Annotated in this window: 4 protein-coding genes; all 4 read left to right on the top strand. The window is 51.2% G+C overall.

Annotated elements, in window-relative coordinates; all coding sequences use genetic code 11:
• Nucleotides 1-432 precede the first annotated feature (432 nt).
• Nucleotides 433-3,489 (top strand): RAP domain-containing protein, encoded by a 3,057-nt coding sequence (locus tag CX664_RS21155; protein WP_101748648.1) that lies wholly within the window; start codon nucleotides 433-435, stop codon nucleotides 3,487-3,489.
• Between the two features lie 205 nt (nucleotides 3,490-3,694).
• The gene (locus tag CX664_RS21150; RefSeq protein WP_101748647.1) at nucleotides 3,695-6,754 is read left to right on the top strand and encodes an RAP domain-containing protein; all 3,060 of its coding nucleotides are present in this window, start codon (nucleotides 3,695-3,697) and stop codon (nucleotides 6,752-6,754) included.
• 76 nt (nucleotides 6,755-6,830) lie between these two features.
• Complete coding sequence (locus tag CX664_RS21145) at nucleotides 6,831-9,899, top strand: RAP domain-containing protein (RefSeq protein WP_101748646.1); 3,069 nt, start codon at nucleotides 6,831-6,833, stop codon at nucleotides 9,897-9,899.
• Nucleotides 9,900-9,958: 59 nt separating this feature from the next.
• The coding region (locus CX664_RS21140) for a DUF1601 domain-containing protein (protein WP_146000192.1) at nucleotides 9,959-13,237 on the top strand (3,279 nt) is incomplete at its 3' end.

Genomic DNA, 13,237 nt, shown 5'->3' with positions numbered 1-13,237 from the left:
AAAATCGCACTGCTGCAAAAAGCAGGATTTGAGGTCATTGAAGTCCCGGTTAACACGCTTTTGAACCCGGATTCAATAAAACGATGTATTGATCAAATAAAGACCAGGGTAAACATCCCACCACAGGGTCATGGCTCTGTAATCAGTTAAAAGCGAGTCGGCAGATGAGAAATACGGCACTGCTTATATAAGTAGCTGGCCATATGGAATCATATATTTCTGGCTACTTGGGCAGGTGCTATGCGAGGCACAACGGAGGGAGCATAGCCGTAGCTATGTGACCGGAGTTGTAACGAAGCAGAGTGCCTGAACAAGGAGTCAGAAATATATGATTCCATATGGTTAGCTACTTATAAACATTTCAGCAAAATGAACTTCTGAACGGCACAGCAGTCTGCTTTTTATATTTTCATGAATTAATGAAATATAATTATGGATAGAAGCTCTGCCGGTATCAGTGGTCAATACGCCAGATCAGTTAATGATTGTAACCGTCTAGGTGGCCATGCCGCTTCCTCAAGGCGTGGACGATACCGACATGCCACGGTCAGGCAGTTGGATGATACCCCACGCACTAAACCGGGGCGTAATGCATCTTACCGTTCTTCTGACGCAGGCCCTTCTCAAAATCTACAGCGCCGTTCAGTAAACCCTGCTCAAGATTTTAATGCGCTGATCAAACAGGAAATAATGGATGATCTGGTGAGTCAATCGGATCGTTTGGGTCATCGCTATGATGGGAGAAATCACAGCTGGTATGCCAATTCCATTAAAAAATACACATCAGCTGCTAAAAGAGCGTTAAATCGAGCGGAACAAAGCCTGCTGACAGGTTTGCTGCAAAACTTTACCGTAACACGGCGTTGGGACTGGCGAAGCCTTACGACCACACTTCATTCATTAACTTCAGCGGGTGTTTTTACCCTTCATAAACCCGTGGATGAGCGTGTTAAGTGTACTCAGGCTGACTTATTGTCGACACTACTGGATGCAATCATATTCAAGTGCAACCAAAAACCTCAAGCCAGGGACATTGATGCCCGGGGAATCGCCAACCTGCTGTGGGCCATGGCGAAACTGATGGCCAACGGGCAGGAGTGGACACCAGGGCTCAAAGCGACAGTGGCCGCGCTGTTGCCCCACGTGAACGCACAGAAAGACCAATTTAATACTCAGCATATCGCCAACCTGCTGTGGGCCTTGGCGAAACTGGTAGACAACGGGCAGGCGTGGACACCAAGGCTAAAAAGGGCCGTGGCCGCATTGTTGTTTCAGGTAAACGCACAGAAAGATCAATTTAATGCCCAGGGAATCGCCAGCCTGCTTTGGGCCTTGGCGAAACTGGTGGACAACGGCCAGAAGCGGATACCAGAGTTCAAAGAGGTCGTAGCCACCCTGTTGTCCCACGTGAACGCACAGAAAGACCAATTTAATACTCAGGATATCGCCAACCTGCTGTGGGCCATGGCGAAGCTGGTGGACAACGGACTGGAGCAGACAACAGGCCTCAAAGCGACAATAGCCACGTTGTTGCCCCACGTGAACGCACAGAAAGATCAATTTAATCCTCAGCATATCGCCAATCTGCTGTGGGCCATGGCGAAACTGGTGGACAACGGGCAGGATCAGACATCAGAGCTCAACGAGGCCGTGGCCGCCCTTTTGCCCCACGTGAAGGTACAGAAAAACCAATTTAAGGCCCAGGGTATCGCCAACCTGCTGTGGGCCATGGCGAAACTGGTGGACAGCGGGCAGGATTGGGCACCGTGGCTCAAAGAGACCGTGGCCGCGCTGTTACCCCACGTGAACGCACAGCAAAATCAATTTATTCCTCAGCATATCGCCAACCTGCTGTGGGCCATGGCGAAACTGATGGACAACGGGCAGGAGCGGACACCAGAGTTCAAAGAGGCTGTGGGCGCACTGTTGCCCTACGTGAACGGACAGAAAGACCAATTTAATCCTCAGCATATCGCCAACCTGCTGTGGGCCATGGCGAAACTGGTGGACAACGGGCTGGAGCGAACACCAGGGATAAACGAGGCCGTGGCCGCCCTGTTGCCCCTCATGAACGCACAGCAAAACCAATTTACTCCTCAGCATATCGCCAACCTGCTATGGGCCATGGCAAAACTGTTGGACAACGGGCTGGAGCGAACACCAGGGCTCAACGGGGCCGTGGCCGCGCTGTTGCCCCATGTGAACGCACAGCAAAACCAATTTACTCCTCAGCATATCGCCAACCTGCTGTGGGCCATGGCGAAACTGGTGGACAACGGGCAGGAGCGGACACCAGAGGTCAAAGAGGCCGTGGCCGCGCTGTTGCCCTGCGTGAACACACAGAAAGACCAATTTAATCCCCAGGCCATCGCCATCCTGCTGTGGGCCATGGCGAAACTGGTGGACAACGGTCAGGAGCGGACACCAGAACTCAAAGAGGCCGTGGCCGCACTGTTACCCCACGTGAACGCACAGAAAGCCAGCTTTAAATCACAGGAAATCGCCAATCTGCTGTGGGTCATGGCGAAACTGGTGATCCATGGGCAGGAGCAGACACCAGAGCTCAACAAGGCCGTGACCGCCCTGTTGTCCCAAGTGAACGCAAAGAAAGACCAGTTTATTCCTCAGCATATCGCCAGTCTGCTGTGGGCCATGGCGAAACTGGGTGAGTTCGTTGAGCTGAATGTGGTTAAATCCACGTCTGAACTTCTTGTCTACCAAATCAGTCAATGCCCTCAGTTATCTCAGCAAGATATATCGATGTCTCTCTGGGGAGTATTGGTATGCTGTGCCAGGCTCTCTCCAGATGCCAATGCCAATGCCAATAAAAACAGCTTGCTTGAAAAGCACATGGATGCCCTGTTTACTCGCCTGAAAAATGCAGCCCCAAACGATGGAGATGAACAATCCATCATTGCCATGGCCGCAAGCTGGCTTGGCAGAGCGTGTCCGATCGTCCCCCATTACCAGAGTAACATGTCAAAACCTCATACCGCCTTCCGTGATCAACTTCAATCATGTATTCCCTCTTTAAAGATTGAAGCCGAAAGAAGTCTGAACTCATTACCTCCGGTTGATCTGCTACTGCCAGACCACAACATTATTATTGAAATTCAGGGACCCTCTCATTACGTGTGTGGTGATTTCAAAACCAGGAATGGTTCGACTCTGCTGAAAGTCGCACTGCTGCAAAAAGCAGGATTTGAGGTCATTGAAATCCCGACTAACACCTTTTGGACCCCGGATTCAATAAAACGATGTATTGATCAGATAAAGACCAGGTTGGACATCCCACCGCAGGGCCATGGCCCTGTATCACATAAAATCGGGTGGGCAGATGAGGCAAACGTTACCGTCGATAAAGGGTGTCAATCCTCAGATCATTGTTATTTAACCGCTGAAGAACATTTAGAAAAGCAAACAGGCAAACCCAAAAAAAGAAAAAGGAAGAGAAAAAAAAAGCCAATAACCTCTTCCCTTTCACCATGACTCAAGAACTGTGTTCATATTCCAGGGAAGGAGCGCCAGCGTTGAATACCTGTTGCCCAAAATGATTTGAAAATAACGGATTGGTGGCATCAGAAGTAGATGTGTATCCCCAACGGCTTGGTTTTACAGGCATTTCAGTAAAATGAACTTCTGAACAGAACAGCAGTCTGCTTTTTATACTTTCATGAATTAATGAAATATAATTATGGACAAAAGCTCTGCAGGTATCAGTGGTAAATACGCAAGATCAGATAATGCTTACAACCAACCGAATAACCATGCCCCTTCTTCAAGGCGTGGGCGATACAGGCATGCCACCGTCAGACAATGGGATCCTCCCCCCCGTACAGCCGCGAGGCGTAATGAATTTTACCAATCTTCTGCCCCATGCCCTTCTCAATATCTACTGCGCCGTTCAGTAAATCCTGCTCAAGATTTTAATGCTCTCACCCAACAGGAAAAAATGGATGGCCTGGTGAGTAAATCGTATCGTTTCGGTCATCGCTATGATGGGAGAGATCACGCCCTATATGCCAATTCAATTAAAAAATACACGTCAGCTGCTAAAAGACCGTTAAATCGGGTTGAACAAAGCCAGCTGATGCGTTTGCTGCAAAATTTCACAGTAACACGGAGTTGGAATTGGCGAAGCCTGACGACAACACTGAACTCATTTACTTCAGCGGGTGTTTTTACCCCTCATAAACCTATGGATCAGCGTGTTAAGCGTACACAAGCTGCCTTATTGTCGACGCTACTGGAGGCAATAATAGTCAAGTGCAACCGAAAAGCTAAAGCATGGGATATTGATGCCCGGGGAATCGCCAACCTGCTGTGGGCCATGGCGAAAATGGTGGACAACGGGCAGGAGCAGACACCAGAGTTCAAAGAGGCCGTGGCTGCGCTGATGCCCCATGTAAACGCACATAAAGACCAATTTATTCCTCAGCATATCGCCAACCTGCTGTGGGCCATGGCGAAACTGGTGAACAACGGGCAGGAGCGGACACCAGAGATCAACGAGACCGTGGTCGCGCTGTTGCCCCACGTGAACGCACAGAAAGACCAATTTATTCCTCAGCATATCACCAACCTGCTGTGGGCCATGGCAAAACTGGTGGACAACGGGCAAGAGCGGACACCCGGGCTCAACGAGACGGTGGCCACGCTGTTGCTCCACGTGAGCGCACAGACAGACCAATTTAATGCCCAGGGGATCGCCAACCTGCTGTGGGCCATGGCGAAACTGGTGGACAACGAGCAGGAGTGGATAACAGGGTTCAAAGGGGCCGTGGCCGTGCTGTTGCCCCATGTGAACGCAAAGAAAGACCAATTTATTCCCCAGGCTATCGCCAACCTGCTGTGGGCCATGGCGAAACTGGTGGACAACGGGCAGGAGCGGACACCGGAGTTCAAAGAGGCCATGGCCGCGCTGTTGCCCCACGTGAATACACAGAAAGCTAACTTTAAACCACAGGAAATCACCAACCTGCTATGGGCCATGGCGAAACTGGTGGACAGCGGGCAGGAGCAGACAACAGAGCTCAAAGAGGCCGTAGCCGCGCTGTTGCCCCACCTGAACGCACAGAAAGATCAATTTAATGCCCAGGATATCGCCAACCTGCTGTGGGCCATGGCGAAACTGGCGAACGAAGGGCAGGAGCAGACACCAGAGCTCAACGAGGCCGTGCCCGCGCTGTTACCCCACGTGAACACACAGAAAGGCCAGTTTATTCCTCAGCATATCGCCAACCTGCTGTGGGCCATGGCGAAACTGGTGGATAACGGGCAAGAGCAGACACCAAGGCTCAAAGAGGCCGTGGCCGTGCTGTTGCTCCTCGTGAGCATACAGAAAAACCAATTTAAGGCCCAAGGAACCGCCAACCTGCTGTGGGCCATGGCGAAACTGGTGGACAACGGCCTGGAGCGGACACCAGAGCTCAACGAAGCCTTGGCCGCGCTGTTGCCCCACGTGAAAGCACTGAAAAACCAATTTATTCCTCAGCATATCGCCAACCTGCTGTGGGCTATGGCGAAACTGGCGGAAAAAGGGCAAAAGCAGACACCAAGGTTCAATGAGGCCGTGGCCGCCCTGCTACCCTGCGTGAACGCACAGAAAGCTAACTTTAAACCACAGGAAATCGCCAACCTGCTGTGGGCCATGGCGAAACTCGTGGACAACGGGCAGGAGCAGACACCGCTGCTCAAAGAGGCCGTGGCCGCGCTGTTGCCACTCGTCAACACAGCGAAAGCTAACTTTAACCCACAAGAAATCGCCAACCTGCTGTGGGCCATGGCGAAACTCGTTGACAACGGGCAGGAGCTGGCACCAGGTCTCAAAGAGGCTGTGGCCGCGCTGTTGTCTCACGTGAACGCACAGAAAGACCAATTTATGCCTCAGCATATCGCCAACCTGCTGTGGGCCATGGTAAAACTGATGGACAACGGTCAGGAGCGGACACCAGAGCTCAAAGAGGCCGTGGCCGTGCTATTGCCCCTCGTGAACGCACTGAAAGCTAACTTTAAACCACAGGAAATCGCCAACCTGCTGTGGGCCATGGCGAAACTGGGCGAGCTTGTAGAGCTGAATGTGGTTACCTCCACGTCCGAATCGCTTGTCTACAAAATCATTGACAACCCTCAGCTCTCTCAGAAAGGCATATTGATGTCTCTCTGGGGAGTCATGGTATTGTGTGCCAGGTTGGCTCTGGACTCTAATGCCAATAAAAATAACTTGCTTGAAAAGCACATGGATGACCTGTTTACTCGCCTGGAAAATACATCCCCGGATAATGAAGAGGATCAACACATCATTTCCATGGCCGCCAGTTGGCTTGGGAGAACGTGTCCGGTCATCCCCCATTACCAGACAAACATTTCAAAAACTCAAACCGACTTCCGCGATCAACTCCAGTCATGCCTTCCAGCTTTGAATATTGAAGAAGAAAAGAGTCTGAACTCATTACCTCCGGTTGACCTGCTACTGCCAGACCACAACATAGTGATTGAAATTCAGGGACCGTCTCATTACGTGAGTGGTGATTTCAACACCAGGAATGGTTCGACTCTGCTGAAAATCGCACTGCTGCAAAAAGCAGGATTTGAGGTCATTGAAATCCCGGTTAACCAGCTCAGGAGCCGGGATTCAATAAAACTATATACTGATCAAATAAAGACCAGGGTAGACATCCCGCCACAGAGTCATGGCTCTGTATTACTGAACAGCGGGTCGGCCAATGAGAAATACGGCACTGCTTATATATAAACATTTCAGCAAAATGAACTTCTGAACCGCACAGCAGTCTACTTTTTATATTTTCATGAATTAATGAAATATAATTATGGACGGAAGCTCTGCAGGTATCAGTGGTCAATACGCAAGATCCGATAATAATCATAACCGACCGGGTGGCCGTGCTGCTGCTTCGAGGCGTGGACGATACCGACATGCCACGGTCAGGCAGTGGGATAATAACCCACGCACTAACCCGGGGCGTAATACATTTTACCGTTCTTCTGACGCACGCCCTTCTCAATATCTACAGCGCCGTTCAGTAAACCCTGCTCAAGATTTTAAGGCGCTCATCAAGCCAGAAATAATGGATGATCTGGTGAGTCAATCGGATCATTTCGGTGATCGCTATGATGGTAGAAGTCACGGCCAGTATGCCAATTCAATTAAACAATACACATCCGCTGCAAAAAGACCGTTAAATCGAGCAGAACAAAGCCAGCTGATACGTTTGCTGCAAAATTTTACCGTAACACGGCGTTGGGACTGGAGAAGCCTTACGACAACACTCCATTCATTGACTTCAGCGGGTGTTTTTACCCCTCATAAACCCATGGATGGGCGTGTTAAGCGTACTCAGGCTGCCTTACTGTCAACACTACTGGATGCCATCATTTTCAAGTGCAACCAAAAACCTCACGCCAGGTATGTTGATGCCCTGGGTGTCGCCAACCTGCTGTGGGCCATGGCAAAACTGGTGGACAACGGGCAGGAGCAAACATCAGAACTCAAAGAGACCGTGACCGCCCTGTTACACCTAGTGAACGCACAGAAAGCTCAATTTAATGCCCAGCATATTGCCAACTTGGTGTGGGCCATGGCGAAACTGATGGCCAACGGGCAGGAGTGGACACCAGAGCTTAAAGAGGCCGTGTCCGCACTTTTGCCCCACGTAAACGCACAGCAAGCTAACTTTAAACCACAGGAAATCGTCAACCTGCTGTGGGGCATGGCGAAACTGGTGGACAACGGGCAGGAGCAAACACCAGAACTCAAAGAGGCCGTGGCCGCGCTGTTGCCCCAGGTGAACGCACAAAAAGACCAATTTATTCCTCAGGGTATCGCCAACCTGCTGTGGGCCATGGCGAAACTGGTGGACAACGGCCATGAGCAGACACCAGAGCTCAAAGGGGCTATGGCCGCGTTATTGCCCAACGTGAACACTCAGAAAGCTAACTTTAACCCACAGGAAATCGTCAACCTGCTGTGGGCCATGGCGAAACTGGTGGACAACGGGCGGAAGAAGACACCAGGTCTCAAAGAGGTCGTGGCCACGTTGTTGCCCCACGTCAACGCACAGAAAGACCAATTTAATACCCAGGGCATCACCAGCCTGCTGTGGGCCATGGCAAAACTGGTGGACAACGGGCTGGAGCTGACACCAGGGCTCAACGAGGCCGTGGCCGTACTGTTGCCCCCTGTGAACGCACAGAAAGCTAACTTTAAGCCAAAGGAAATCGCTAACCTGCTGTGGGCCATGGCAAAACTGATGGACAACGGGATGGAGCAGACACCAGGGCTCAACGAGGCCGTGGTCGCGCTGTTGCCCCACGTAAACACACAGAAAGCTAACTTTAAACCACAAGGTATCGCCAACCTGTTGTGGGCCATGGCAAAACTGGTGGACAACGGCCAGAAGCAGACACCAGGGCTCAACGAAACCTTAGGCGCATTGTTGCCCTGCGTGAATGCACAGAAAGCTAACTTTAAACCACAAGGTATCGCCAACCTGCTGTGGGCCATGGCGAAACTGGTGGACAGCGGGCAGGCGCTGACACCAGGGCTCAAAGAGGCCGTGGCCGCGTTGTTGCCCCACGTGAATGCACAGAAAGACCAATTTATTCCTCAGCATATCGTCAACCTGCTGTGGGCCATGGCAAAACTGGTGGAAAACGGGCAGGCGCTGACACCAGGGCTCAAAGCGACTGTGGCTAAGTTGTTGCCCCATGTGAACGCACAAAAAGACCGATTTATTCCTCAGCATATCGCCAACCTGCTGTGGGCTATGGCGAAACTGGTGGACAACGGACAGGCGCTGACACCAGAGCTAAAAGCAGCCGTGGCTACGCTGCTGCCCCACATGAAAACACTGAAAGCCAGCTTTAAAACCCAGGAAAACACCAACCTGCTGTGGGCCATGGCGAAACTGGTGGACAACGGGCAGGCGTTGACACCAGTACTCAAAGAAGCCGTAGCCGCGCTGTTTCCCAACGTGAACGCACAGAAAGACCAATTTAATGCCCAGACTATCACCAACCTGCTGTGGGCCATGGCGAAACTGGTGGACAACGGGCAGGCGCTGACCCCAAGGCTCAAAGAGGCCGTGGCCGAGTTGTTGCCCCACGTGAATGCACAGAAAGACCAATTTATTCCTCAGCATATCGCCAACCTCCTGTGGGCCATGGCGAAACTGGGTGAACTCTTTGAGCTGAATTTGGTTAAATCCACGACTGAATATCTGGTCTACCAAATCAGTCAATACCCTCAGTTATCTCAGCAAAATATATCGATGTCTCTCTGGGGAGTGATGGTATGCTGTGCCAGGTTGTTTCTAGACTCTAATGCCAATAAAAATAACGTGTTTGAAAAACAACTGGCTGCCCTGTTTTCTCGTCTGGAAAATACATCTCCGGATAATGTAGAGGATCAATCCGTTATTGCCATGGCCGCAAGCTGGCTTGGCAGAGCGTGTCCGATCGTCCCCCATTACCAGACTAACCTGTCAAAACCTCAAGCCGACTTCCGCACTCTACTCCAATCATGCATTCCCTCTTTGCAGATTGAAGAAGAAAAAAGTCTGAACGCATTACCTCCGGTTGATCTGCTACTGCCAGACCACAACATGGTGATTGAAGTTCAGGGACCGTCTCATTACGTGGGTGGTGATTTCAACACCAGAAATGGTTCGACTCTGCTGAAAATCGCACTGCTGCAAAAATCAGGATTTGAGGTCATTGAAATCCCGATTAACCAGCTCAGGAGCCAGGATTCAATGAAACTATGTATTGATCGAATAAAGACCAGGTTAAAGATCCCGCCACAGAGTCATGGCTCTGTATCACTTAAAAGCGGGTCGGCAGATGAGAAATACGGCACTGCTTTATATAAACCAAAATGAACTTCTGAACTGCACAGCAGTCTGCTTTTTATATTTTCATGAATTAATGAAATATAATTATGGACAGAAGCTCTGCCGGTATCAGTGGTCAATACGCAAGATCAGATAATAACCATAACCGACCGGGTGGCCATGCTGCTTCTTCGAGGCGTGGACGATACCGACATGCCACGGTCAGGCAGAGGGATGATACCCCACGCACTAACCCGGGGCGTAATACATTTTACCGTTCTTCTCACGCATGCCCTTCTCAACATCTACAGTGCCGTTCAGTAAACCCTGCTCAAGATTTTAATGCCCTCATCAAACAGGAAATAATGGATGATCTGGTGAGTCAATCGGGTCGTTTCGGTCATCGCTATGATGGGAGAAATCACGGCTGGTATGCCAGTTCAATTAAAAAATACACATCAGCTGCTAAAAGACCGTTAGATCGAGCTGAACAAAGCCAGCTGATGCATTTGCTGCAAAATTTCACAGTCACACGGAGCTGGAATTGGCGAAGCCTGACGACCACACTTCATTCATTGACTTCAGCGGGTGTTTTTACCCCTCATAAATCCATGGATGGGCGTGTTAAGCGTACTCAGGCTGCCTTATTGTCAACACTACTTGATGCAATCATATTCAAGTGCAACCAAAAACCTCAAGCCAGGGATGTTGATGCCCAGGGGGTCGCCAACCTGCTGTGGGCCATGGCAAAACTGGTGGACAAAGGACAGGAGCAGACCCCAGAACTCAAAGAGGCCGTGGCCGCGCTGTTGCCCCACGTGAACGCACAGAAAGACCAATTTAATGCCCAGCATATTACCAACTTGCTGTGGGCCATGGCGAAACTGATGGCCAACGGGCAGGAGTGGACACCAGAGCTTAAAGAGGCCGTGTCCGCACTTTTGTCCCACGTAAACGCACAGCAAGCTAACTTTAGACCACAGGAAATCGCCATCCTGCTGTGGGCCATGGCGAAACTGGTGGACAATGGGCAGGAGCAAACACCAGAACTCAAAGAGGCCGTGGCTGCGCTGCTGCCCCACGTGCACGCACAAAAAGACCAATTTATTCCTCAGGGTATCGCCAATCTGCTGTGGGCCATGGCGAAACTGGTGGACAACGGCCAGGAGCAGACACCAGAGCTCAAAAATGCTGTGGCCGCGCTGTTGCACCGCGTGAACACGCAGAAAGCCCAACTTAATGCCCAACATATTACCAACTTGCTGTGGGCCATGGCGAAACTGATGGCCAACGGGCAGGAGTGGACACCAGAGCTTAAAGAGGCCGTATCCGTACTTTTGTCCCACATAAACGCACAGAAAGCTAACTTTAAACCACAGGAAATTGCCAACCTGCTGTGGGCCATGGCCAAACTGGTGGACAAGGGGCTGGAGCAAACACCAGAATTCAAAGAGGCTGTGGCCGCGCTGTTGCCCCACGTGAACGCACAAAAAGACCAATTTATTCCTCAGGGTATCGCCAACCTGCTGTGGGCCATGGCGAAACTGGTGGACAACCTCCTGGAGCAGACACCAGAGTTCAAAAAGGCCGTGGCCGCGTTGTTGCCCATCGTGAACACTCAGAAAGCTAACTTTAACCCACAGGAAATCGTCAACCTGCTGTGGGCCATGGCGAAACTGGTGGACAACGGGCTGGAGCAGACATCAGGTCTCAAAAATGCCGTGGCCGCGTTGTTGCCCCACGTGAACGCACAGAAAGCTCACTTTAAACCACAGGAAATCGCCAGTCTGCTGTGGGCCATGGCAAAACTGGTGGACAACGGGCTGGAGCTGACACCAGAGCTCAAAGAGGCCGTACCCGTCCTGTTGCCCCACGTGAACGCACAGCAAGCTAACTTTAAGCCACAGGAAACTGCCAACCTGCTGTGGGCCATGGCAAAACTGGTGGACAACGGGCTGGAGCAGGCAACCAAGCTCAAACAAGCACTTGCTGTGCTGTTGCCACACGTGAACGCACAGAAAGACCAATTTAATGCCCAGGATATCGTCAACCTGCTGTGGGCCATGGCGAAACTGGTAGACAACAGGCTGGAGCAGGTACCAGGGCTCAAAGCGTCCGTCGCCGCGCTGCTGCCTCCTGTGAACGCACAGAAAGCTGACTTTAAGCCACAGGAAACTGCCAACCTGCTGTGGGCCATGGCAAAACTGGTAGACAACGGGCTGGAGCAGACACAAGGGCTCAAAGAGAGCTTAGCCGTGCTGTTGTCCCACGTGAACGCACAGAAAGACCAATTTAATGCCCAGGATATCGCCAACCTGGTGTGGGCCATGGCGAAACTGGTGGACAACGGGCTGGAGCAGATACCAGAGCTCAAAGAGGCCTTAGGTGCATTGTTGCCCCACGTGAATGCACAGAAAGCTAACTTTAAACCGCAAGGTATCGCCAACCTGCTGTGGGCCATGGCAAAACTGATGGACAACGGGCAGGAGCAGACACCAGAGCTCAAAGCGGCCGTGGCCACGCTGCTGCCCCACGTGAACGCACTGAAAGCTAACTTTAAACCCCGGGAAATCGCCAACCTGCTGTGGGCCATGGCGAAACTGGTGGACAACGGGCATGCGCAGACACCAGAACTCAAAGAAGCCGTGGCCGCGCTGTTGCCCCACGTGAACGCACATAATGACCAATTTAATGCCCAGGATATCGCCATCCAGCTGTGGGCCATGGCGAAACTGGTGATCAACGGACAAGAGCAGACGCCAGAGCTCAACGAGGCCGTGTTCGCACTTTTGCCCAAAGTGAACGCAAAGAAAGACCAATTTATTCCTCAGCATATCTCCCACCTGCTGTGGGCCATGGCGAAACTGGGAGAACTCGTTGAGCTGAATGTGGTTAAATCCACGACTGAACTTCTTGTCTGCCAAATCAGTAAATACCCTCAGCTATCTCAGCAAGAAATATCGATGTCTCTCTGGGGAGCATTGGTATGCTGTGCCAGGCTGTCTCCAGACTCCCATGCCAATAAAAACAGCTTGCTTGAAAAGCACATGGATGATCTGTTTACTCGCCTGGAAAATGCATCCCCAAACAATGAAGAGGATCAATCCATCATTGCCATGGCCGCAAGCTGGCTTGGCAGAGCGTGTCCGATCGTCCCTCATTACCAGACAACCATTTCAAAACCTCAGGCCGACTTCCGCGCTCAACTCCAATCATGTATTCCCTCTTTACAGATTGAAGAAGAAAGGAGTCTGAACTCATTACCTCCGGTTGATCTGCTACTGCCAGATCACAATATTATTATTGAAGTTCAGGGACCCTCTCATTATGTGTGTGGTGATTTCAACACCAGGAATGGTTCGACTCTGCTGAAAATCGCACTGCTG

The sequence above is a fragment of the Endozoicomonas acroporae genome, from assembly GCF_002864045.1.
GTDB classification, from domain to species: Bacteria; Pseudomonadota; Gammaproteobacteria; order Pseudomonadales; family Endozoicomonadaceae; genus Endozoicomonas; species Endozoicomonas acroporae.
Note: the sequence above shows the minus strand (reverse complement) of the source record. Positions and strands in the feature narration are given on the sequence as shown.

Excerpts from the sequence above, each read along its gene's own strand:
- CX664_RS21145 (WP_101748646.1), top strand. The coding sequence starts at position 6,831 with ATGGACGGAAGCTCTGCAGGTATCAGTGGTCAATACGCAAGATCCGAT.
- CX664_RS21155 (WP_101748648.1), top strand. The coding sequence starts at position 433 with ATGGATAGAAGCTCTGCCGGTATCAGTGGTCAATACGCCAGATCAGTT.
- CX664_RS21150 (WP_101748647.1), top strand. The coding sequence starts at position 3,695 with ATGGACAAAAGCTCTGCAGGTATCAGTGGTAAATACGCAAGATCAGAT.